This is a genomic window from Paenarthrobacter sp. 10N417 (assembly GCF_056394745.1).
On the sequence record NZ_JBFTIL010000006.1, the window covers coordinates 163,935 to 186,619 of the forward strand.

The following is a 22,685-nucleotide window of genomic DNA, read 5'->3' on the forward strand; positions in this document are numbered from 1 at the left end:
CCAGGGTCAAGCCCCGCACGCTATCCGTGCGGGGCTTGATGTTTTTAAGGGTCCAGTCGCTTCTTTAGTTTCCCAAAGCAATCAATATGAGTTATAGTTGCTCTAGGCAAACAAAAAAGGGGTGTTTTCCATGTCCGTCGGTTCTGCCACAGCAACCGATCTTGTGCATCAAATATTCGACCTCCAGCGCACTCTGCGCTGCGTGGTAACCGCCCACATGGCCCGCGTTCCCGACGTCGGGATGGCGGTCCAAGGCGTCATGCGCTTCATAGGCGAGGGGGAGACCCGGGCAACGGCGCTGGCTGCGCGCCTGGGTGTCAGTGCGCCGGTCCTGAGCAGACACGTCGCTGAACTCGAGGAACTTGGCTTCGTCGCCAGGCGGCCTGATCCGGCGGACGGCAGGGCCCAGCTCCTTGCTTTGACGGAGGATGGCGCGGCGAAGCTGCGCGACTTCGAAGAACAACGCAGCGTGAGGCTGCGGGATTACCTGGCGGATTGGAGCGAGGCTGACGCCCTCGAGGCCTCCCAGGTCATCAACAAACTCACCACGTCCCTCAAGGACTCAATCCGGGCAACGGCGGCCGGCTCCACTACGACGACTCACATAGCTTAGGAGCCACGCATGGCCACACCAATTCAGAATGCCGCCCTGGGGAATACCGCAGCACCCATGACCCACCGGCAAATCATGGAAGCCCTCACAGGTCTTCTCGCTGCCTTCTTCACCGCGATCCTCAGCAGCACAATCGTCGCCAATGCGCTGCCAACCATCATGTCCGAACTCAAGGGCACGCAAACTGACTTCGCCTGGGTCATCACCGCCGCTTTGCTGGCGAACGCAGCCACTACACCCATCTGGGGAAAGCTCGCTGACCTCTTCGACAAGAAGCTCCTGGTCCAGCTGAGCATCATTATCTTCGTGGCGGGCTCCGTCATGGCCGGCTTGTCCGAGACGATTCCGCTGCTGCTTACTGCGCGTGTCGTTCAAGGCATCGCCATGGGTGGCCTCACCGCCCTGGCCCAGGCAATCATCGGTTCCATGATCCCGCCGCGGGATCGTGGTAAGTACTCCGGCTACATGGGTGCCGTGATGGCGGTGGGCACTGCCGGCGGCCCGCTGCTGGGTGGTTTCATTGTGGACAGCCCGCTCGGCTGGCGCTGGACCTTCTTCGTCTGCGTGCCGCTGGCCGTTGTTGCGCTCATCCTGCTCCAGGTGACCCTGAAGATCCAGCACATCAAGCGCCCCGCGAAGATCGACTGGCTCGGTTCCATCCTGCTGACCTCCGGCGTGAGCCTGCTCCTGATCTGGGTTTCCTTCGCCGGTAACCCGGACTACTACGACTGGTTCTCCTGGCAGTCAGCCCTCATGGTCGGCGGAGGCGTAGTGCTGTTGGCCCTCCTGGTGCTGGTGGAAACCAAAGTGGCCCAGCCGATCATTCCGCTCAAGATCATCTCCGAGCGCACCACAGCTCTTGCCATCATCGCGTCGATCGCGGTCGGTATCGCCATGTTCGGTTCGTCCACCTTTCTGGGCCAGTACTTCCAGGTGGCCCGTGGAGCCACGCCCACTGAGGCCGGCCTGTTGACGCTGCCAATGATCGCAGGCAACCTCATTGGTTCTGTGGCATCGGGCGTCCTGATCAGCCGCTTTGGCAAATGGAAGCGGTTCCTGATCGCCGGTTCAGTGCTCCTGATCGGCGGCCTCGCTTTCGCCGGCACCATGGACCACACCACTGAACTGTGGATCGTAGCCATTTACACCGGTGTGTTCGGCCTCGGGCTGGGCATGCTGATGCAGAACCTGGTGCTCGCCGTGCAGAACACGGTCCAGGCCAAGGACATTGGAACGGCCAGTGCCTCGGTGGCCTTCTTCCGCTCTGTGGGTGGCGCAATCGGTGTGTCCGTCCTGGGTGCCATCATGTCCAACCACGTGAAGGACCTGGCCGTTCAAGGGATGGCCGCCGCCGGTATTCCGGTCCAAGGTGGAGGGTCCGGTGCCAGTATGGACCTGGCTGATATGCCTGCTCCCATCGCGGACATCATGCGCGCTGCCTACGGCGATGCCACTGCCCAGATCTTCCTGATCTCCGCGATCATCAGCGTGGTGGCGCTCCTGGCCGTGCTCTTCATCAAGGAACGCCCGCTGCGGCGCACTGTCGATGCGGCACCGGAGAAGGAACTCGTGGCAACGGCATCCGGAGATGCTGCCATGACTCTGGATACCACTTCCCTTGATACAGCCGATTCCCCAGTCGGCCAGATCGGAACGTCCGACGACGGCGCACGCCACGTGGGTGCCGAGCCCGCCGTTTCAGGGGGTGCCCGTCAGGTTCCGGTGGGGGAGCGCCAAGGCCCGGCCACGGACTCCGGATCCGATCTTGACCTCGAATTTGCGCGGATCCTGACCCAGGAACGCCCCCAGGCAACTGCCGACGTCAAGGAATTGCAGGAACAACTGTCCCGCACCCAGTACGTCCTGGCCGAACAGCAATTGCAGCTGAGTCGCGCGAACGTTGAACTGCAGGCACGTTTGCGGGAGCAGCAGACGGTCGCCGAGCAGCAGGCCCATACCGCGGAAAAGCTCGCCGCCCTCCGCAAGGAGCTCAAGCGTGAACGCAGGCAGCAGGAACGCATGGCGTTGATCCTCCTCCAAGGCGTAGAAGCACGTTCGGACCACGGCAAGCACGCGGGCTAACCATCACAGATCCTGCCCTCGTTCGAAATTCCCGACGTACGCGGGGCGTGGCGAACGAGGGCGGGACAGAAAGCGCCGGCTGGGTGACCAGCCGGCGTTTTTGTTGCCTGCACCGGCTGATCCGGCCTGCACCGGCTGATCCGGCCTGCAGCGGCTCGCCCCGCCTGCGCCAGCGGGAGCACATCCGACACGGGAAATACTCCGCAGGGATGATCTTTTCCCTAGGTTGTTTCGCCGAGGCAACGGATTTCGTAGAGTGGGGAGGCTAATACTGTCAGCCCCTGCTGCAAAACTTCTCTTACTTCATTCACGCACTCTTTCTAAGGACCCGTGGGCATGCTTGTCACCCTTATACGGCGCTACTCCAAGCCGTATTTGCCGCAGATAGTGGCCGTCCTCATATTCCAGTTGGCGTCCACTATTGCCACGCTCTACCTCCCAAGCCTCAACGCCAAAATCATTGACGAGGGAGTCTCCCGCGGCGACACCGATTTCATTTGGCGGACCGGCGCGCTGATGCTCGCCGTCGCACTCGGCCAGGTGCTCACCGCCGTCGCCGCCGTCTACTTCGGTGCACGGACGGCAATGGCGATCGGCCGGGACCTCCGGCGCAGCGTCTACCGCCAAGTGAGCAGCTTCTCGGCACAGGACGTGAACCGTTTCGGTGCTCCTACGCTGATCACCCGCGGCACCAACGATGTCCAGCAGGTCCAGATGCTGGTGCTGATGGGCCTGAACTTCATGGTGTCCACACCCATCATGTGCGTGGGTGGCATCTTCATGGCCCTCCGCGAGGACCTCAGCTTGTCCTGGTTGGTCTGGGTTTCCGTGCCCCTCCTGGTGGCTGTCGTGGGCTACCTCGTGGTGCGGCTGATGCCGCTGTTCCGTTCCATGCAAACCAAGATCGATGCCATCAACGGTGTGCTGCGCGAGCAAATCATTGGTATCCGGGTTGTCCGCGCCTTCGTGCGCGAACCCTATGAAGCCAAGCGTTTCGGTGACGCCAACCAGGACCTCACCGCCGTGTCCGTGAAGATCGGCAATCTCTTTGTCCTGATGTTCCCGGCCATCGGCATGATCCTGCACCTGTCTACTGCGGCGGTCCTGTGGTTTGGTGGCCAGCGTGTGGACTCCGGCGACATGCAGGTAGGGTCTCTCACGGCCTTCCTTCAGTACCTCCTGCAGATCCTGATGGCAGTCATGATGGGAACCTTCATGGCCATGATGATTCCCCGTGCTTCCGTCTGTGCAGACCGCATCGGCGAGGTGCTGGATGTGGAGCCTTCCATCCACAACCCGACATCCCCTGTGGTTCCGGCCGAGAAGAAGGGACGCGTGGAGTTCCGCGATGTCACCTTCAAGTACCCCGGAGCCGAGGCGCCGGTGCTGAGCAACATTTCCTTCACCGCTGAGCCGGGCAAGACCCTGGCGATCATCGGTTCCACGGGCGCAGGCAAGACCACCCTGGTCTCCCTGCTGCCGCGGCTTTACGATGTCGCCTCAGGTGATGTCCTGCTCGACGGCGTCCCAGTCACCGAACTGGACGCGTCGGAGATCACCAGCCGCGTCTCGGCCGTGCCGCAGAAGCCGTATCTTTTCTCCGGGACCATCGAGCACAACCTGCGCTTTGGCAAGCCCGAGGCCACCGACGAGGAACTCTGGGAGGCGCTGGAGACCGCGCAGGCCAAGGGCTTTGTTGAGGAAAAGTCATCCGGCCTGAACCGGCGGATCGCCCAGGGCGGCACCAATGTGTCCGGCGGCCAGCGCCAGCGCCTTTCCATTGCAAGGGCCCTGGTCACCAAGCCGAATGTCTATCTGTTTGACGATTCTTTCTCAGCCTTGGACGTTGCCACAGATGCCAGGCTCCGGAAGGCCTTGAAGGCCAAGACACGTGACGCCACGGTCATCATCGTTGCCCAACGCGTCTCGACCATTGCCGATGCGGACGAGATCCTGGTTCTGGATAACGGCCGGATCGTGGACCGCGGAACGCACGACGAACTGCTGGAAACTTCGCCCACCTATCAGGAAATCGTTGAATCCCAGCTGAGTGTAGAGGAAGTCGCATGAGCGAGCAGAACCAGCAGAAGAAGCGTGGCTGGGCTGCCAAGGCAGAGGCCGCGAAGAATGCCCGGGCTTCAGACGAGGCAGACGTGGCAACCGAGGCACTTGATGACGACGACTTCGTAGAGGAGGAGTACGTCCCTTCGGAAGCCGATGGCGGCATGTTCGGCGATGTTCCCGCCAAGAAGGCCAAGGAGTTCTGGCCATCGGCCAAGCGACTCATGGGCTTGTTAAAGCCTGAGAGCGTGGGCGTCTACATCGTGATCGGCCTTGTGGTTGTCTCGGTGGTCCTGAATGTGATTGCGCCCAAGATTCTGGGCAGTGCCATGGACGTGATCTTCGGCGGCGTCATGGGCAAGCAGCTCCCGCCCGGCGTCTCCCAGGAACAATTCGTCGAGCTCATGCGCCAGCAAGGCCAAGAGAACTTTGCGGACATGGTCTCCAAGATGGAACTCACCAACGGAATCAATTTCCCCAAACTGACGTTCCTCATTTCAATCGTGCTCCTGATGTACTTTGTGGCCAACATTTTCCTGTGGGCCCAGGGCTGGCTCCTCAACAGGATCGTCATGCGCGTCATCAAGCAACTCCGCAATGATGTCCAGGCAAAGCTCAACAGGCTCCCGCTGAACTACTTCGACACCCGCCAGCGCGGCGACATCCTGTCCCGCGTTACGAACGACGTCGACAACGTCCAGCAGGGACTGCAGCAGGCGTTCGCACAGTTGGTCAGCTCGGTGCTTACGGTGCTGGGCATCACGGTGATGATGTTCATCGTGTCCTGGGAACTGGCACTGATCGCACTGATCGCGCTGCCACTCTCCGGTGTCATGGCCGGCGTCATTGGTGCCAGGAGCCAGAAGCTCTTCGCTGCACAGTGGAAGAACACCGGCTCGCTCAATGGCCAGATCGAGGAATCATTCTCCGGGCATGACCTGGTCAAGGTGTTTGGCCGTGATGCTGACATGCTGGTGCGCTTCGATGAACGCAATGAGGCCCTGTACAAGGCCTCGTTCGGCGCCCAGTTTGTTTCCGGCGTAATTTTCCCGGCCATGAACTTCGTGTCCTACCTGTCCTACGTCGGCATTGCAGTGGTGGGCGGCTTGCGGGTTGCCTCAGGCTCGATGAGCCTTGGCGACGCCACAGCATTCATCCAGTACTCGCGGGAATTCACCCAGCCGCTCGGCCAGATCGCCGGCATGGCCAACATGCTGCAGTCCGGTGTTGCCTCGGCCGAACGCGTTTTCGAATTCCTCGACGCCGACGAAGAAGTTGAAGAGACCGGTACCCGCCACCTGCCTGCAAAGACCGATGGCCACGTGGAGTTCGAGCACGTCTCCTTCAGCTACGTGGAGGACAAGCCCCTCATCGAGGACCTGTCCTTCAGCGCAGAGCCTGGCCACACCGTGGCGATCGTCGGACCCACCGGGGCCGGAAAGACCACCCTGGTGAACCTGGTAATGCGCTTCTACGAGCTCAATGCCGGACGCATTACCTTGGACGGCGTGGACATCAAGGACCTCAGCCGCTCCGAGCTGCGGTCCAAGGTGGGTATGGTGCTGCAGGATGCCTGGCTCTTCGGCGGGACCATCTACGACAACATCAAGTACGGCAACCTGGACGCCACCGAAGCACAAATCATGGAAGCGGCCAAGGCCACTTACGTGGACCGCTTCGTCCGGGCCCTCCCGGACGGCTACCAGACGATCATCGACGAAGAAGGCAATAACGTCAGCGCAGGTGAGAAGCAGCTCATCACCATCGCACGTGCTTTCGTCTCCGATCCGTCGCTGTTGATCCTTGATGAAGCTACGAGCTCGGTGGATACCCGTACTGAGCTGCTGCTGCAGAAGGCCATGGCCGCGCTCCGCACGGACCGGACGAGTTTCGTCATCGCCCACCGTTTGTCCACTATCCGCGACGCCGATACGATCCTGGTGATGGAGAACGGGCAGATCGTGGAGCAGGGCAACCACAACCAGCTGCTGGTGCTCCAGGGCGCCTACTACCGCCTCTACATGTCCCAGTTTGCCGGTGAGGAAGAGACCGCCGTGGATGATTCGACGGCGGTGCACAGCTGAGCGCGGATTCCCTGAGCACCGGGGTGCAAGCCCAGAATTCCGTGGCACCCCAGCGCATTGAGGTACTCGTACCTATGCGCTGGGGTGACATGGATGCGTACGGGCATATCAACAATGTGCAGATCGTTCGGATGCTGGAAGAAGCCCGAATCGCGGCTTTCGGACCACCACGAGGTGCTGGCCTTCCAGGGGTAGAACCACCGGCTGCCCTCTTCAATGATGTTGAAGAGGGCACCATGACGTTGGTTGTGGAGCACAAAGTCCGGTACGTGCGGACGTTGGAATATCGCAACATCCCGGCAGTGGTGGAGATCTGGGTTGGCGTCGTCAAGGGGGCCAGCTTTGATCTGCACTACGTCATCAAGGACCCCGTCACAAGGGAAGACTGCGTCAAGGCCGTTACACACCTGGCCTTCGTGGCGGAAGCTACCGGCAGAGTCCTCAGGCTCACTCCAGACCAGAAGGAAAAGCTGGAGCGTTACCGCGCGTAGAGTTTCACCATGAAACTTGAAATCGCCGTGGTGAGCGCGGCGGGCGCCGGTACGGCCGCATCCGAAGGTGCCGATCGGATTGAGCTCTGCAGCAGCCTGGAACTTGGTGGCATCACACCGAGCCAGGGACTCATGGAAGCCAGCATTGAACACGTTGCCGGACGCTTGGAGATCCATCCGCTCGTGAGATGCCGCCCCGGCGATTTCCACTACTCCGCCTCGGATGTGGACACCATGGTGCACGAAGTACGTCACCTGCTGGCTCAGGGCGCCCACGGCATAGTGGTGGGCGCCCTGACCTCAGAGGGCGACATCGATGTTCACGCGGTCCAACGCCTGGTGGATTCTGCCCGGCAGGCCAACCCTGAAGCGCAGTTGACCTTCCATCGCGCGATTGACCAATCACGCGACCCCATGGCCACCCTTGATCACTTGCTTGAACTCGGCTTCACCCGGGTTCTCACGTCCGGCCACGAGGCCACAGCAGGTGAAGGCCTTGCCAACCTTTCCGAGATGGTGGAGCGGGCCGGGGGAGCCTTGGAGATCATGGCCGGAGGCGGACTAAGGCTTGGTGACATCCCGGCGATGCACGCGGCCGGCCTCTCGGCCGTTCATATGTCCGCCAAGAGAACTGTCTCTACCCAGGGGCAACGAAGCATCTCCCTTGGCGCGCAGGACGGTGACGACCCCACCGCCTATACCGTCACAGACCGGGAAACGGTCCGCATGGCGAGGGCGGAGATCAACGCGCTGGAACTGGGTGCTCCCCCCGAATAGTTCCAATCCGGCATAGGTTCCACTCCCAAAAGGCTTCCACTGCCCCGTCAGCTTCCCCACCTAGCCTGGTTGAGGGGAGTAACCGTGAGGCTTTCCAGCCGTGCCGTTCCTCCTTCTGAGAAGACCGAGATGTGGGTTGCCCCAGCGCTGGGAAAGACTTGGTCCGTGATGGTGGTCAGACCGTCCTGGGCGAAGAGTTCCACGGATGCACGGTCCACATACAGGCGCAGGCGAAGCCGGCCATTGATCAACTCCACCCGCGGGTCCTCTACTGAACTGAAGGCTGGATGGAATCCTTCGTTGCCTGAGTTCGTCCTGTCGACGGCAAGCCGTTTCGTGGAGGGAGCGTAGCCGATGCGGGTTGCTTCGGTTCCGTTGTCGAGGACTTTCAGGCCAAACGCCGACGCCGTTCCCGGAGAGAACTCTGCGTCAATCTGGACCACATCACCTGTGATGGGAAGCGTGGTTGTTCCCGGCGTGATGTCCTGGGTCGGCGCCGTGTACGCTGCTGCCGTGTTCTTCAAGGCATCGGCTTGGGACACCACCTGCTGCCGCAGCCGCGGGCCCTCGGACGTCTGTGTAAGGACGACTTCACGCGGCAACGCCATGGTTCCGCGCCACGTGCTGGTGGGAGTGTCCTGGCCGTAGTCCCAGTTGTTCATCCAGCCCAGCATGATGCGTTTGCCGTCTGGAGCATTGTTGAAGGACACCGTGGCGTAGTAGTCCCTGCCCCAGTCCAGCCAATCATGCTGCTCGAGGTGGGAGGCATCCGAGGAAACGAATTCGTCGGCGAGGATGTGTCCCCAACCGCCGCGGTTGTTGTCCACGATCTTGATGGTGGCCTGGCTGCCTTTGTAGGGGCTGACGTCCCAGGCGTTCCACTCCAGATGTTCGGAGTCGTTGCCGGTGGCTGTGCGGACTGTTTGGCCATTGACCACAAGGTTCACGGTGGTTTCAGCACTTCTGGGCTTCGCCGGTTCCGAACCCAACACCATGTTGTCCAGTGTCAGGTGGCCCCAAGGCCCGGTCGCGTTGTCCACAACCCGGATGCGCGCGATCTGGCCGTACCAAGGGGAAACGTCCCAGTTCTGCCAGTTCAGGTCGCCCGAATTCGTGCCCGTTGACGTGCGCACCGGCACCCCTCCCACCAGCAGCTCAACCTGCAGTTCCCCGCCAGTGCGGGTGCCGCCACCCAGGAGGAAGCCGATGTTGGTGTTGGTCAGGTAAAACTCGGGGGAGGTGATGGTGCCGACGTTGTTGTCTTGGTTCGGGCCGCCTTCGAAGGTGTTGATCCGTTTCCCGATGGCGAATTCACCACCCGACGTCGAGGGGTTCAGTGCCGCTTGGAAGTCGCCGGTGAGCTGCCAGCCGGCTTGCGTGAGGGTCCCGGGGTAGTCGAAGCCGTCGAACAGCAGGTAGCCCGGAGGGGCCTGGTTTCCCGACTGTTTCCCGGCTTCCTGCGGGTGTTTTCCGCCGCCGACGAGGAAGTTGAGGTAGTCCTTGTCCAGTGTGAAGGGTGCTGATTCCATGGTGCCCACGGGAGCATCTCCACCGTGGAAGCCGTTAACCAGCCCGGCTCCGATGGTGCCGGTAACCGCCATTTGTCCTGAAAGACTTCCGGAGGCGGGGGCGCTTCCCCAGGGCCCGGAACTGTTTGACGGATCGTTCTGGACGTTCCAGCCGCTGTAGTTGCCACTGTTGAAGCCGGCAAGGACGTTTCCGGGGGGAAGCTGGCTGGCGGGATCTATATTTTCGGCGGTGAAGGACGTGCCGTTGAAGGTTCCAACGAAGTATTGTCCGCCGCTGCCGCCGGCGACGGCTCCAGGATTGATGTTCACGGACAGGACCCACTTGACGTTATTCGGGTCTCCGTCAACCGCTAGGGGGAACAGATCAGGGCATTCCCACTGCCCGCCTGTTGCATTTGCGGGACCGAAGTCATCCAGATAGTTCCATTGCTTGAGGTCGTTGCTCTTATAGAAGAGGACGCGGTGTTCGTCGGCTTCAACGGCTGCCATGACCCAGTAGTCCGGACCAGTGGGGGAGTCGTACCAGAAGACTTTGGGGTCGCGGAAGCTGGAGGTGTTCCTGCTCAGGACCGGGTTGTTGCCGTACTTGGTCCAGGTTTGTCCGTCGTCGGTGCTGAACGCCAGCGACTGCGCTTGTTTGCCGGCGAGGGTGGGGTGGGCCGCAGTGTAATTGCTCGTGTAGATGGCCACCAACGGTGGATTTTGGAGGGTCCCGAGCCCGCTGGTGTTCTGGGTGTCCACCACTACGGATCCGGAGAAGATTTCCTCGATGACCTGGCCGGATCCATTGAAGCCCCGCGGAATGGCGAGTGGTTGTTCGTCCCAGTGGATCAGGTCGGTGGAGGAGGCGTGGCCCCAGCTCATGTCACCCCAGCGTGTCCCGTTGGGGTTGTACTGGTAATACATGTGGTATTTCCCGTTGTGGAAGATGAGGCCGTTGGGATCGTTCATCCAGTTCGCTTCCGGCGTGTAGTGCAGGTACGGCCGGTATTGCTGGGTGGCCGGATCCGGGTCGGTGGCCTGGGCGGTGGCTGCGAAGGAGAATGAGGCAGCGGTGAGAGCCACGGCCGCCCCGATCGACATTAAGGCTTTGGTGCGTCTTGTCATCGTTGACAGACCTTTCGTCAAGGGCTTGCGTTGCAGGATGACGACGGCGGACCCGCCTCGTGGGGCGACGCCCGCCGTCGTCGTTACTTATGCCGTGCGATGACGCCGTGCTGTTGCGGCGTTCGGTTTACGGCGTTGCCCTGAACGCATAATTGGACGCGTACCTCACCACCTGGTTGCTATCGCCGCTGTCCAACACCTTGGACCCCGAAGTCGATGCATCCAGGACTACCGTGTGCACCGCGATGGCCGAAACAGTGTTGTTGGTGGCGATGAAGTTGTTGTTTCCGGAAGCCACCAAAATGATGGTGGGCGTCTGCCCTGATGGCGTGACCGATCCGGAGGCGACGTCGTAGCTGAAGTGGTTTCCAGTAACGGTGTTGTTGCTGCCCTCGATGTGCACCAGGCCGAAGAGATCGTCGAGCCCGTTGTTGTAGGGCTTGAGGGGATCGAACGGTTCCATCTGGCGCAGGAAGTGATTGGCTCCAACGAGGTTTTCCGTGCAGCTTCCTTCGAAGTTCACCATTCCCGGGTAGAAGGCATGAAAGCGGTTGGACGTGATGGAAGAGCGCGTACAGTCCTTGAAGTGCACGCTGCTCTTGCCCCGGGGGAAGACGTTGTTGCCCGTGACCAGCAAGCCCATGTGTCCCTCGGCGAAGATCGAGAATCCCACGAAGCCGGCGCCAATGAGGTTGTCAGTGACTTTCGAGGCCTGGCCGGATCCTGTCAGCTCCACGCAGGATCCACATTCAGCGAGGAAGTTGCTGCTGACGCTCAGGGCATCGGTATCCCTTACCACAAGCCCATGCTCGAGGTACACCATGCCCATCCGCTCCACCCGGCAGGAATCGTTGGCCGAATCGAAGCGGATGCCGGTCTTGCCGTTGGTGTAGTCGTTCTCGTTGGAGCCGAAGGACACACCGTCGAGGCAGAAGTTCTCGAAAACGACCGCGCTGATCCGTGGATCGCCTGTGCGGTAGACCCGGAAAGCGTCCGTGTTCCCGTCGGTGTTTTCCACTCTCACGCGGCTGGCGCCGGGGTTGATCTCGTGCCAGCCCGACGTATTGCCGGCGTTGTAGCGGATGCTCAGCGAGGTGAAGCCATGGCCTGATCCGCGGATAGTGAGGAAGCTGATGTCCACATTAACCCGGGTCTTGAGGGAGTAGTCTCCCGGCGGGATGTAGATCACGGCACCGGGCTTGGACGCCTGGCTGGTCTGCTGGCTCTTGATGTCAGCGATGATGCTGTTAATGATGAGCCCGATGTCGTTGTACGGGGTAGCGGACGGATTCCCTGGCACGCTCCAGGTGGTGACGTCATAGACGGTGGTCAAAGCTGGTTCTCCTCACATCGTTGGGGGACTGAACTGTGCTGCTCTACTGACTGTGCTGCTTCTCTTTAAGTGCTGCCAGAACCGCCGGCGCCGTGCTCTGATGCTCGCTCGTGCCTCGCTTAGACGCATGCTGCCGCATGCCTCCTGCGGTTCCGGGTGGTTCTACAGAGGGCTGCTCTATAGACGAATGCCCTACAGGACGCCGATCAGGTGACGGTGCCCCTGCGGCTGAGTACCGGCGTCGGGCGCTGCGGCCACTTGTTCACGTGCTGCGGCAGCAGCGTTGCCCGTGGCCGCGAAAGCGAAGGCGACAGCTGCCGACGCCGTAAGCGCGCGGAGCACACTTCGCCGGCTGATGTCCGGGATGGGTTTCATACGTTCTCCTTTGAAGGGGATGCCCACTGGGCACAGCGGATGCCAAAAACTGCCAAATCGGCCAAAATATGCCAAAACGGTTTATCTACCAGCGTCGATGACTCTAGGGCTGGCGCATCCGGCGCGTCAAGGCGCCAAACTGGCCAAAATGTGACGCTTGACATACTGCCGAAATCGGGCCTATGGTGTTGCCAAGTCGTTTTGGCAAAACGATTCTCCATCCCCAAAGATTCTTTCAATCCCGTTCCAAGAGAAAGTCGACAGCGATGTCCACTCGAAAGACCATCTCCAGGCTCGTCACACTCGGCGGCCTCTGCACTGCCGTCGCACTCGCAGCTACCGGTTGCGGTGCCGGGGGCCCCGCACCAACATCCGGAAGCGCATCCAGCACAGTCAACGTCCTGGTGGAAGCAGGAGGCCACGCCGAGCTCACAGGCGTTGCCCAGCAATGCAAGAAAGACACCGGCCTCGACGTCAACTTCGTCGAACTGCCCTATGACGGCATGTTCAACCGGCTCTCCAGTGAGTTCTCCTCCGGCAATGTCTCCTTCGACGTCGCGGCATTGGACTCCGTGTGGCTCCCCAGCTTCAAGGATGCAGTCCAGCCAATCGATGAACTGTTCACCGATGAAGCCAAGAAGGACATTTTCCCCGCCCTCGTGAAGGAAGCCAACGTTGACGGCCACTTCATCGGAATGCCGGCCTGGACCAACGCAGAGATCATCCTGTACCGCAAGGACCTCTTCGAGGACGCCAAGAACAAGGCAGATTTCAAGACAAAGTACGGCTACGACCTGGCAGCTCCCACCACGTGGAAGCAGTACCAGGACATCTCCGAATTCTTCACCAAGGACGGCATGTATGGCACGGACGTGAAGGGCGCCGTGGAAACGGAATGGCTTGCCCACGTCCTGCAGGCCGGCTCGCCGATGGTCCTTGATGCGAACAACAACGTGATCATCGATAACGCTGCCCACAAGGAAGCGCTCGACTTCTACGTCAGCCTCACCAAGGACGCCCCTCCGGGTGCTGCACAGGTTGACTGGGCTGCGGCACAGAACCTGTTCAACCAGGGCAAGACCGCCATGACCCGCTTCTGGGCCCACGCCTACCGGCAGATCCCCAAGGACTCTCCCGTTGCAGGCAAGGTGGGAGCTGCAGCGATGATTGGCGGCAGCGCCGGCGTCGCGGGTGTCCCGGGACCGTGGTACCTGTCCGTACCCAAGGCGACCAAGAACGCAGATGCAGCCAAGAAGTTCATCAAGTGCGCGTACGACTACAACAGCATGGGTGTGGAATCCAGCCTCGGACTCGCCTCGCGCATCTCAGCGTTTGAGAAGTACCAGAACCAGCCGGGCTACGAGAGCTTCAAGCCGCTGATCGAAACGCTCAACGGCAAGGCAACCGCAACGCGTCCGGCAACAGCCAAGTGGCAGCAGATTGTGGACACCGTGCTGGTTCCGCTCCTGCAGAAGGCTGTAGCTGGCGGCGACTCCGCAACCCTCCTGGCTGACGCCAAGAAGCAGATCCAGGACCTCCTCAAGTAAAGACTCCGCGGCCGGCACCAGCCGACTCAGCCGGTGCCGGCCGTGGCCCCAACAAACAGAAGAGAAAATCGTGCGTATCTCCGATCGCCGCTTCGCCCTATACCTGATGACCCCAGCGGCGCTGTTCCTGGCCGTGTTTGTGGCCTACCCGCTGTTCCGCCTCGTCGCAGACAGCTTCTTCAAGATCTCGCCCATCGCGGGCGGCCCGCGTGACTTTGTCGGATTCCAAAACTACGCTGCAGCGTTCGCCTCTGAAGCCTTCATGGGTGCCGGCTGGCGAACCCTGGCTTACACAGTGGTGGTGGTGACGCTCGAGTTCGCGCTCGGCCTGGGGATGGCCCTCCTGTTCACCACGCTGGGACGCAAGTCCCAGATCTGGCGAACGGTCTTCCTATACCCGCTGATGATTGCGCCGATCGTGGCCGGCCTGCTCTGGAAGTTCCTGATGATCGATAACTTCGGCCTCATCGGGACCATCATGCACCAAGCAGGCATCCTATCCAACCCCAACCAGATCGGCTGGCTCTCGGACCCGAACATCGTGCTGTTCTCGGTAGCCGTCCCGGACATCTGGCTCACAACGTCCTTCATGTGCCTGGTGCTGTTCGCAGGGCTCCAAAACATCCCCGGCGACCTCATCGAGGCAGCCCGCCTGGACGGCGCCAAGGCACCGGCGCTTCTGTTCCAGATCATCCTTCCGCTCCTCCGCCCGGTGATCGCCGTGGCACTGGTGGTCCGCGGAATCGATGCCGCCCGGGCCTTTGATACCATCCTCATCCAAACCAACGGCGGCCCGCAGTCCGCCTCCGAAACCATGAGCCTGCTGATCTACCGGACCATGATCCGCTTCGGCGATCCCGGCCTGGCCAGCGCCATGGGCACCATCTACCTGCTGGCGATGCTCGCCGTCGCATTCTTCGCGGTGGCCACCATCTGGCGGCCAGGAAAGGACAACTGATGAGCGCCGCAGAAACCTCGCACGACGGCGGGACACCGGCTTCCGCTCCTGGCATCAGGCCGCGCCGGGCAGCAATGGTCGCCCGGCTCACAGCTGCCAAGCACACCCAAGCTGCCGAGCACACCCAAGCTGCCGAGCACACCCAGGCAGCGAAGCAAACACCCGGTGACGCGACAGGCAAAACTGTGCTGCCGCCGTCGGGGGTTACTGAGCCAAGCGCCCCGCGCAAGCGTCGTGGTGTAAATCGCGAAGGCCTTGAGGCTGGACGTCGCAGCACGCGGACCATCCTGTGGATCCTGCTGGCCGCAGCCATGGTGCTGTACGGGTTCCCGTTCCTGTACCTGCTCTTTACGTCCTTCAAGACCCCAATCGACACCATCGCCGTTCCACCCACCATCCTTCCCAAGGAATGGACGCTGGAGAATTACGCGAACGCCCTGGGCCGCAGCGGTGTGTTGGCGTCATTCATCAACAGCATCCAGACGGCGATCATCAGCACCCTGCTTTCGCTGGTGCTGGCTGTCCCGGCGGCTTATGGCATCACCCGTTACAAGACTCCGAGCGGCCGGGTGTTCATTATGGCCGCACTGGTCACCCGCATGGTGCCGCCGGTAGCAATCGGTATCCCGCTGGCATCCATGATGGCCTCGGCAGGGTTGGCGGATACGCCGATCGCATTGTCCATTGCCCACACCACCATTTCCTTGCCGCTCTCCATCTGGCTCATGTCCAGCTTCTTCGAGGCTGTTCCCCGCGACCTGGAAGAGGCAGCAACCGTGGATGGCTGCAGCAGGCTCGGTGCGCTCTGGCGGGTGGTGATCCCGGTGGTTTCCGGAGGCATCGCCGTCACCGCGATCTTCGCTTTCCTGGCCTCATGGAACGAGTTCCTCTTCGCGCTGCTGATGACCGCCATCCGCTCGCAGACCACTCCAGTGGTCATCGCGAACTTCCAGACCCAGTTCGGCCTGGACTGGGGATCCATGACGGCGCTGGCCGCCGTGTACTCGATCCCGGTCATCCTTCTCACCCTTCTCCTGCAGCGCAAGATCGTCGCAGGCATGACGCTCGGCGCCGTCAAGGGCTAAGAAGCCGTCAAGGGCTGAGAAACCACACCACAAAAAGGGCAGAAGCTATGTCAAGCAACAACTACTACGACGTGACTACGTGGCCGGTCGGCAACCCGTCCGAGGACGTCGGTGAAGTGATCAACAGCATCATCGCCGACGTCAAGGCCCGGCAGGCAGCCAGTGATGTGAACAACGGAGGAAAGCCGGGAGCGGTGATCTACCTGCCGCCCGGGGACTACCATCTCCGTACGCAGGTGCTGATCGATATCAGCTTCCTCAGGATCGAGGGTTCGGGGCACGGCTTTACATCCTCGAGCATCCGGTTCAACGTCCCCGAAGACGAGTGGCCTGATCTGCATGAGCTGTGGCCCGGAGGAAGTCGCGTTATCGTCGACCTTCCGCGTGGTGTGGACGAAGCCGAGGGAGCCGCCTTCTACGTTGAGCGAACCGGGAGCCCACGGATCAGCTCGGTGGAGTTCTCCAACTTCTGCATCGACGGCTTGCACTTCACCCCTGATGGCTCGGACCTGCCGTCGGAGAACACGTATGTGAATGGCAAGACCGGTATCTACGTGGCAAGCGCCAATGATTCATTCCGCGTCACGGGGATGGGTTTCATCTATCTGGAGAACGCCCTCACTATCCACAACGCTGACGCGCTTTCCATTCACGATAACTTCATCGCTGAATGCGGGAGCTGCATTGAGTTGCGCGGTTGGGGACAGGCGTCAAAGATTACCGACAATTTGATCGGAGCAGGTTTCAAGGGCCACTCGATCTATGCCAAGAGCCATGGCGGGCTCTTGATAACCGCGAACAACATCTTCCCCAGGGGTGCCAGCAGCATTCATTTGGACGGCGTCACGCGTTCAAGCGTCACCAACAACCGGCTGCATTCGTTCTATCCCGGGATGGTGGTTCTCGCAGAGAACAGTTCCGAGAATCTCGTGGCGACGAATCACTTCTTGCGTGACCATGAGCCTTGGACACCCTTCCTGGGAGTCGATAACGGGCTGGACGATCTTTACGGGCTTCTCTGCGTGAGCGGGAGCAACAACTCTGTGGTGGGCAACCACTTCTCCGAGGTCATCGACGCAGAGAGCATCCGTCCTGCAGGTGCGACGCCGGTCATCATCCGGTTGTTGGAGGGGGCTGGAAATTTCGTGTCCAACAACCATGTGGTGGCGATGGACGTTCACGCCACGTCCAGTGATTCCTGCTTCTCCGCCCAGGTTGACGCCCTGTTGTCCACAGGTGTCTCTGACGGGCTCGCCGTTACGGCCGTCCTGGTCGATGCCGAATCTGCCCGGAATACGATCCTTGATTCCGGAACTGACGCCCAGGTCATTGCAGATAGGGCTGTTAACGCTTTGAGGGCTACACCGACAATCGGTTTCCAGGCGGCACATGTTGATTCGATCGCAGGATCAGCACCAACATCATGAGGACGTGGGGAACCAATGACGAATAGATCAGTGGGTATCAAGGATGTGGCGGCAGAGGCCGGGGTCTCTGTCACCACCGTCTCCCACGTCCTCAACGACGTCGCCTACGCCCGGGTTGGCGCAAGAACGAGGGAGCGGGTCCAGGAGGCTGCGCACCGCCTCGGATATGGTCCGAACCGCCTGGCCCAGGCCCTGCGGACACAACGTTCAGGGATGCTGGGGTTCATCAGCGAGGAAATCGCCACCACGCCGCATGCAGGCAGGATCATCCTGGGCGCAGAGGAAACTGCGAAACGCCGGGGCTACAACATCATGATCATCAACTCCACCAGCACCAGCTCCCAGGAGTCCAAGGAGAGCCAGGTAGCGGATCTGCTGGACCGGCAAGTGGATGGCATCCTGTACGCCACGATGTATCACCGGAAGCTGGCTGTCCCCAAGAACCTCGCTGGACTGCCTGCAGTCCTGGTGGACTCCGAAGACATCAGCCAAACTGTTTCCTCCGTCATCCCCGACGAAGTGGGCGGGGCAAGGTCCGCAGTGCAGACACTGATCGACGCCGGTCACACCCGGATCGGGATGCTCAACAACACCGACGACGTGCCCGCAACCCACTCCCGGTTGAGGGCTTTCAAGGAGACGTTGGCAGACGCCGGGCTGCCGTTCCACGAAGAACTGGTTCAGTCCGAGATCTCGGAGATGCCCGGTGGCTACCAGGCGGCGCTGCGCCTGCTGAAATCCGAGAACCGGCCAACGGCCGTGTTTTGCTACAACGACCGTATGGCCATGGGCGCCTACCGGGCCGCTGCGGAACTTGGCCTGCGGATTCCGGATGACATCTCCTTCGTCGGTTTCGACAACCAGGAACTCATTGCCGAAAACCTTTACCCGGCGCTGACAACAGTCGCCCTGCCGCACTACGAAATGGGTGCCTGGGCAACGGAAAACCTGATCGATGCCATCGAAGGGAAAACCGACCTGCAGCTGTTCGCCACCCACCCCACCGTTCTTCCATGCCCCATGGTTCTTCGCGATTCCGTCGCGCTCCTCCCGAAAGACCTCCGATGACTGAAACAACAACGCACCGTGCCGTTCCTGGCGAAGACGCCGCCTCAACGATGCGCCCGATACTTCATTACACGGCCAAGAACACCTGGCTGAACGATCCCAACGGACTGCTTTGGTACAACGGCGTTTACCATCTCTTCTACCAAAACAACCCCTTCGACAACGTCTGGGGCAACATGTCCTGGGGGCACGCCACCTCGACTGACCTCCTGCACTGGACCGAACACCCGGTTGCCATCGCCTGCGACGAGGAAGAAGACGTCTTTTCCGGCAGCATCGTGGTGGACCACGGCAATTCGTCAGGATTCGGCACAGAGGAAGATCCGGCGTTGGTGGCCATCTACACGAGCGCCTTCAAGGAAGGCTCGGCGCATCGGGGGACACAGGCCCAGTCCCTCGCGTTTTCCACGGATGGCGGCATGACGTGGAGCAAATATGCAGGCAACCCGGTGCTTGGCCGTGACTCGGCCCATTTCCGGGATCCCAAGGTGTTCCGCTACGAGGGATCTGCCGGCTCCAGTTGGATCATGGTGGCCGTGGAGGCCCAGCATCAGCAGGTTGTCATGTACCGCTCGGAGAACCTGAAGGACTGGGAATACCTGAGTACTTTCGGCCCCGCGAACTCGGCGGAAGGCGAATGGGAATGCCCGGACCTCTTCCCGCTGCCCGTCGACGGCGACCCGGAGAACGTCAAGTGGGTCCTGGTTGTCAACGTCAATCCTGGCGCCGTGGCCGGTGGCTCCGGAGGACAGTACTTCGTGGGGCACTTCGATGGCGTGCAGTTCACTGCCGATCCTGATTCGCTCGTTTCACCCGGTGCCGACGGAACCATGGATCTCAGGCAATGCCTCTGGCTCGACTGGGGGCGTGACTACTACGCCGCGGTCTCTTTCAGCAATGTCGCGGAGAACCGCCGCATCATGATCGGCTGGATGAACAACTGGGACTATGCCAACTCCTTGCCAACGGCCCCGTGGCGCTCCGGCATGTCGCTTGCCCGCGAGGTCGAACTTGCAACCGTAGAGGGTATGCCTCGCCTCATGCAGCGTCCGGTGCTGCCGCTGGAATCTGGAAAGCCGGCCAGCATGCTCAAGGATGCCGAACTTCACAACTCCAAGGTGCAACTGCCCGACGCCGTGCCCGGGGCAGCCCAGCTGATCGAGGCTGAGATCCTGCCCGGCTCATGCCGGACCATTTCCTTCAGGCTGCTCGGTGCCCCGGATGGGAGCGCCGCAACGGTTCTCAGCTTCGACGCCGCAACGAGTCAGCTCATCTTGGATCGACGAAACTCCGGAAACACCGGCTTCCACGAAAAGTTCGCGTCGGCAGAGCATGCACCGGTGAAGCTCGACGGCGGCGTGCTGAGGCTGCGTATTATCGTGGATCAATCAGTGGAGGTCTTCGCCCAAGACGGCAGGGTTGTCCTGAGCGATCTGGTCTTTCCCCTGCCTGGGAGCTTCGGCACCGGGCTGCGCGTGGAAGGCGGCACCGCCCTTGTGCGGAAACTGGTGGTCAGCTCCTTGTCGTAACCCCGGGGTTCCGGAACCGCCGGTGCGGACTTTCGTAGAGCTTTCTGGTGTCGGTAGATTTCCTTGCGGTGTCCTACCTTCACAACCAGGATCAAGAGTTCGTGGTCGTGGATTTCGTAGACGATATGGTAATCGCCGAGCCTGATTCGCCATTGTCCATCGCCGCCAACGAGCTGGGTCGCTTTGGGCGGCCATGGAGTGGCACCCAGTATTTCCACGGTCGTCAACACCCTCACCTGGGCGGATTTGTCCAGTTTGCGGATCTGCGTTGCCGCCGTGGCCGTGTAGGCGATGTTGAGGTCTGCGCTCACGCCTCGATTCCAAGCTCACGCAACAACTCCGCGTGAGTGACGCGTGGTTCTGTTTCGGTCTTCGCCGTGTGTGTATCGGCCAGGTCTTCAGCGTCTTCAAGCGCTGCCACGGCTCGTTCGTAGAAGTCCGGGTCAACAACTACAGCTACTGGGCGGCCGCGGCGGGTGATGTGGACGGGTTCCTGCCGCACGGCGTCAATGAGTTCTGACCAGTGCATTCTCGCTTCATTCGCGGTTGTTACTGTCATAACCCGAACCTTACGAAACTTACGATTCGTAAGCAATTATCCGCTCTGGCGCTCGCTTCCCGGTTCGAGGAGACTGTGGGTGTGGACGTTGAATTCCTTACGAACGGATCCTGACATGGCTGTCATCTCACCTTCCAACCTCACCGTCACCACCATTTCCCTGACGATGGCAGATATTGGCCCACTGAACCCTTTGCCGGTGGTGGCAGCGGAACTCGATCAGCCCTATACCGTAGGCGAGGGTGTTCCGGAAGAGCTCCAGGCGGCGGCCCGCTACGGAGTAGTGCCCAACGTGTTCCCGTACCTCATGCAGGACGGTTACAGCCGGGAGGCGGCACCCAAGGAGCTGCCCGCCGTCGTGCTTGAGAACAGCAAACTCCGGGCGACGGTCATACCGTCGTTGGGCGGCCGTATCTGGGAATTGTTCGACAAAGTGACGGGAAAGCAGCTCCTCCACACGCACGACGCGCCGCAGCTGGCCAACATCGCGCTGCGCAAGGCGTGGTTCGCGGGCGGTTTGGAGTGGAACATTGGCACGCGCGGTCACTCACCCACCAGTTGCGATCCTCTGCACACCGCGATCGTCCACACGCTGGACGGAAAGCACATCCTACGTGTGTGGGACTTCGAGCGGCTCCGGGAAGTGGTCTTCCAAGTGGACATATGGTTGCCTGCCGAATCTGACGTGCTGTTCGCGGCCGTGCGTATCCGCAACCCCAATGACCACGAGGTTCCCATGTACTGGTGGAGCAACGCGGCCATTCCGGAGACGGACCGCACGCGCGTGATCGCCCCGGCCGACGAAGCTTTTGGCAGCGACTACGCCACGGACATCACTCGCGTTCGGCCCACGGACCATAACGGCTACGACGGCACGTGGTTGGTCAACAGCCCGCATGCCGCGGACTTCTTCTTTGATATTGATCCATCCGAACGTCGCTGGGTTGTAGCTGCGGACGACGACGGCGACGGGCTGGCGATGCTGTCCACCAGCCGGCTGAGGGGCAAGAAGCTTTTCGTCTGGGGACAAGGCCAAGGAGGCAGACGGTGGCAACAGTGGTTGAGCCCCGGGGCCGGCCCTTACGCCGAGATCCAGGCTGGTCTCGCGAGAACCCAGTTTGAACATTTGGCCATGTCGGCGGGTGCGGAATGGTCCTGGGTGGAAGCGTACGGCAATGGGCATCTGGACCCCGATACGGCCCATGGATCGGACTGGGATGCGGCCGTGGCTCATGCCGGCCAGCGGCTCGAGGAGCTCCTGGCACACGAGGACCTGGAAGCAATGCTGCCCGCCGCCATCAGCGATGCTGACGTCCCGCCGTCCACCATGCTGCTCCACGGCAGCGGCTGGGGCGTGGTGGAGCGGGCCCGCCGGCGTCGGACGGGCAAGGGCTGGATTGACGAGAGCGGCACCCCGTTCGTCGATGAAAGTGTCACAGCGGAGCAGGAACCATGGCTGGAACTGCTGAAGGGAAAAGCGTTCGACGCCGCGCCCAGCTTTGTTGCCGGAGCTGACTGGGAGGAGCTGCTGGAGGGACAGGAAAGTCCTGAGGCGCGCTTCCATGTGGCCACGATGAGGCATGCCCGGCAGGACCTGGAAGGAGCCAAGGAGGCGTATCGCGAGGTGCTTGCTGCCGGGGGCGTTCGGCCAGGGACTTTGGCGCTCGCACATCGCGGATTGGGGCTGGCGTTACTGGCCGAAGGCGTGGATCGCGAGGGCCTGGGCGAACTCAGGAGCGGCGTTCAAGCCGACTCCGCCAACACAGCGTTGCTCACCGAGGCCGTGACACTCAGCATCCGCCATGATGATCCAGCCCAAGCGCTGGAACTGCTGGAGTCCGCACCCAGGGAGGGCACCGCCGTCGGGCGTTTGAGGTTCCTTAGGGCCCTGGCACTGGCCCGTGTGGGCAAGGCGGCCGAGGCCGCAACCATCCTCCGCGAAGGTGTGGAGATACCGGACCTCCGCGAGGGAGAGGATGCCATCGCGGCGCTCTGGGAAGAAGTCTGTCCGGGCGAGGCTGTGCCGTTCAACTACCAATTTGGAATGCACTAGGGGGCTG

At 61.3% G+C, this 22,685-nt stretch carries 17 protein-coding genes and 1 pseudogene; 13 read left to right on the plus strand and 5 right to left on the minus strand.

Annotated features, from left to right (window positions below; translation table 11 throughout):
* Nucleotides 1–130 precede the first annotated feature (130 nt).
* The 6 genes from AC1DCM_RS09655 (at nt 131) to AC1DCM_RS09680 (ending at nt 8,108) form a co-directional block, all read left to right on the plus strand.
* Entirely contained in the window at nt 131–613 is a 483-nt protein-coding gene (locus AC1DCM_RS09655) for a MarR family winged helix-turn-helix transcriptional regulator (RefSeq protein ID WP_477518116.1), read from the plus strand.
* A gap of 9 nt (nt 614–622) precedes the next feature.
* The gene (locus AC1DCM_RS09660) at nt 623–2,695 is read left to right on the plus strand and encodes an MFS transporter (RefSeq protein WP_477518117.1); all 2,073 of its coding nucleotides are present in this window, start codon (nt 623–625) and stop codon (nt 2,693–2,695) included.
* 336 nt (nt 2,696–3,031) lie between these two features.
* Complete coding sequence (locus tag AC1DCM_RS09665; RefSeq protein WP_477518118.1) at nt 3,032–4,765, plus strand: ABC transporter ATP-binding protein; 1,734 nt, start codon at nt 3,032–3,034, stop codon at nt 4,763–4,765.
* The gene (locus tag AC1DCM_RS09670; RefSeq protein ID WP_477518119.1) at nt 4,762–6,840 is read left to right on the plus strand and encodes an ABC transporter ATP-binding protein; all 2,079 of its coding nucleotides are present in this window, start codon (nt 4,762–4,764) and stop codon (nt 6,838–6,840) included. The genes AC1DCM_RS09665 and AC1DCM_RS09670 overlap by 4 nt, the downstream gene beginning before the upstream one ends.
* Nucleotides 6,841–6,914: 74 nt before the next feature.
* Nucleotides 6,915–7,331, plus strand: coding sequence for an acyl-CoA thioesterase (locus tag AC1DCM_RS09675; RefSeq protein WP_477518144.1), 417 nt, complete (start codon nt 6,915–6,917; stop codon nt 7,329–7,331).
* Nucleotides 7,332–7,340: 9 nt separating this feature from the next.
* Nucleotides 7,341–8,108, plus strand: a complete 768-nt coding sequence (locus AC1DCM_RS09680; RefSeq protein WP_477518120.1) for a copper homeostasis protein CutC — start codon at nt 7,341–7,343, stop codon at nt 8,106–8,108.
* Between the two features lie 47 nt (nt 8,109–8,155).
* Here AC1DCM_RS09680 and AC1DCM_RS09685 read toward each other — a convergent pair whose 3' ends face one another.
* The 3 genes from AC1DCM_RS09685 to AC1DCM_RS09695 form a co-directional block, all read right to left on the minus strand.
* Entirely contained in the window at nt 8,156–10,744 is a 2,589-nt protein-coding gene (locus AC1DCM_RS09685) for a GH32 C-terminal domain-containing protein (RefSeq protein WP_477518121.1), read from the minus strand.
* 127 nt (nt 10,745–10,871) lie between these two features.
* Nucleotides 10,872–12,077: a NosD domain-containing protein gene (locus AC1DCM_RS09690; protein ID WP_477518122.1), complete on the minus strand. Its 1,206-nt coding sequence runs from the start codon at nt 12,075–12,077 to the stop codon at nt 10,872–10,874.
* Between the two features lie 192 nt (nt 12,078–12,269).
* Nucleotides 12,270–12,452 (minus strand): hypothetical protein, encoded by a 183-nt coding sequence (locus AC1DCM_RS09695; RefSeq protein ID WP_477518123.1) that lies wholly within the window; start codon nt 12,450–12,452, stop codon nt 12,270–12,272.
* Nucleotides 12,453–12,718: 266 nt separating this feature from the next.
* Between AC1DCM_RS09695 and AC1DCM_RS09700 the strand changes: the two genes are divergently transcribed.
* The 6 genes from AC1DCM_RS09700 to AC1DCM_RS09725 all read left to right on the plus strand — a co-directional run bounded on the left by AC1DCM_RS09700 (nt 12,719) and on the right by AC1DCM_RS09725 (nt 20,066).
* Complete coding sequence (locus AC1DCM_RS09700) at nt 12,719–13,999, plus strand: ABC transporter substrate-binding protein (protein ID WP_477518124.1); 1,281 nt, start codon at nt 12,719–12,721, stop codon at nt 13,997–13,999.
* A 70-nt stretch (nt 14,000–14,069) separates the two neighbouring features.
* Complete coding sequence (locus AC1DCM_RS09705) at nt 14,070–14,957, plus strand: carbohydrate ABC transporter permease (protein ID WP_477518125.1); 888 nt, start codon at nt 14,070–14,072, stop codon at nt 14,955–14,957.
* Nucleotides 14,958–15,031: 74 nt separating this feature from the next.
* The gene (locus tag AC1DCM_RS09710; protein WP_477518145.1) at nt 15,032–16,042 is read left to right on the plus strand and encodes a carbohydrate ABC transporter permease; all 1,011 of its coding nucleotides are present in this window, start codon (nt 15,032–15,034) and stop codon (nt 16,040–16,042) included.
* A 47-nt stretch (nt 16,043–16,089) separates the two neighbouring features.
* On the plus strand, nt 16,090–17,469 hold the full coding sequence (locus AC1DCM_RS09715) for a right-handed parallel beta-helix repeat-containing protein (RefSeq protein WP_477518127.1): 1,380 nt from the start codon (nt 16,090–16,092) through the stop codon (nt 17,467–17,469).
* A gap of 15 nt (nt 17,470–17,484) precedes the next feature.
* A complete protein-coding gene (locus AC1DCM_RS09720; RefSeq protein ID WP_477518128.1) occupies nt 17,485–18,537 on the plus strand; it encodes a LacI family DNA-binding transcriptional regulator in 1,053 nt (350 codons plus the stop codon).
* Complete coding sequence (locus AC1DCM_RS09725) at nt 18,534–20,066, plus strand: glycoside hydrolase family 32 protein (protein WP_477518129.1); 1,533 nt, start codon at nt 18,534–18,536, stop codon at nt 20,064–20,066. Before AC1DCM_RS09720 ends, AC1DCM_RS09725 begins: the two co-directional genes overlap by 4 nt.
* Nucleotides 20,067–20,131: 65 nt before the next feature.
* Here the strand turns inward: AC1DCM_RS09725 and AC1DCM_RS09730 are convergent.
* Nucleotides 20,132–20,377, minus strand: a pseudogene (locus AC1DCM_RS09730) (type II toxin-antitoxin system RelE family toxin); the annotation flags it as partial.
* The gene (locus AC1DCM_RS09735) at nt 20,374–20,625 is read right to left on the minus strand and encodes a type II toxin-antitoxin system Phd/YefM family antitoxin (RefSeq protein ID WP_477518130.1); all 252 of its coding nucleotides are present in this window, start codon (nt 20,623–20,625) and stop codon (nt 20,374–20,376) included. The pseudogene AC1DCM_RS09730 and the gene AC1DCM_RS09735, both read right to left, overlap by 4 nt.
* 115 nt (nt 20,626–20,740) lie before the next feature.
* Here AC1DCM_RS09735 and AC1DCM_RS09740 point away from each other — a divergent pair, with 115 nt between their 5' ends.
* Nucleotides 20,741–22,678: a DUF5107 domain-containing protein gene (locus AC1DCM_RS09740; RefSeq protein ID WP_477518131.1), complete on the plus strand. Its 1,938-nt coding sequence runs from the start codon at nt 20,741–20,743 to the stop codon at nt 22,676–22,678.
* The last annotated feature ends 7 nt before the right edge of the window (nt 22,679–22,685 follow it).

What these genes read in the sequence shown, in the direction of transcription:
- AC1DCM_RS09655 (WP_477518116.1), top strand. Translation starts at nt 131, where the DNA reads ATGTCCGTCGGTTCTGCCACAGCAACCGATCTTGTGCATCAAATATTC.
- AC1DCM_RS09660 (WP_477518117.1), top strand. Translation starts at nt 623, where the DNA reads ATGGCCACACCAATTCAGAATGCCGCCCTGGGGAATACCGCAGCACCC.
- AC1DCM_RS09665 (WP_477518118.1), top strand. Translation starts at nt 3,032, where the DNA reads ATGCTTGTCACCCTTATACGGCGCTACTCCAAGCCGTATTTGCCGCAG.
- AC1DCM_RS09670 (WP_477518119.1), top strand. Translation starts at nt 4,762, where the DNA reads ATGAGCGAGCAGAACCAGCAGAAGAAGCGTGGCTGGGCTGCCAAGGCA.
- AC1DCM_RS09675 (WP_477518144.1), top strand. Translation starts at nt 6,915, where the DNA reads ATGCGCTGGGGTGACATGGATGCGTACGGGCATATCAACAATGTGCAG.
- AC1DCM_RS09680 (WP_477518120.1), top strand. Translation starts at nt 7,341, where the DNA reads ATGAAACTTGAAATCGCCGTGGTGAGCGCGGCGGGCGCCGGTACGGCC.
- AC1DCM_RS09685 (WP_477518121.1), bottom strand. Translation starts at nt 10,744, where the DNA reads ATGACAAGACGCACCAAAGCCTTAATGTCGATCGGGGCGGCCGTGGCT.
- AC1DCM_RS09695 (WP_477518123.1), bottom strand. Translation starts at nt 12,452, where the DNA reads ATGAAACCCATCCCGGACATCAGCCGGCGAAGTGTGCTCCGCGCGCTT.
- AC1DCM_RS09700 (WP_477518124.1), top strand. Translation starts at nt 12,719, where the DNA reads ATGTCCACTCGAAAGACCATCTCCAGGCTCGTCACACTCGGCGGCCTC.
- AC1DCM_RS09710 (WP_477518145.1), top strand. Translation starts at nt 15,032, where the DNA reads ATGGTCGCCCGGCTCACAGCTGCCAAGCACACCCAAGCTGCCGAGCAC.
- AC1DCM_RS09715 (WP_477518127.1), top strand. Translation starts at nt 16,090, where the DNA reads ATGTCAAGCAACAACTACTACGACGTGACTACGTGGCCGGTCGGCAAC.
- AC1DCM_RS09720 (WP_477518128.1), top strand. Translation starts at nt 17,485, where the DNA reads ATGACGAATAGATCAGTGGGTATCAAGGATGTGGCGGCAGAGGCCGGG.
- AC1DCM_RS09725 (WP_477518129.1), top strand. Translation starts at nt 18,534, where the DNA reads ATGACTGAAACAACAACGCACCGTGCCGTTCCTGGCGAAGACGCCGCC.
- AC1DCM_RS09735 (WP_477518130.1), bottom strand. Translation starts at nt 20,625, where the DNA reads ATGACAGTAACAACCGCGAATGAAGCGAGAATGCACTGGTCAGAACTC.
- AC1DCM_RS09740 (WP_477518131.1), top strand. Translation starts at nt 20,741, where the DNA reads ATGGCTGTCATCTCACCTTCCAACCTCACCGTCACCACCATTTCCCTG.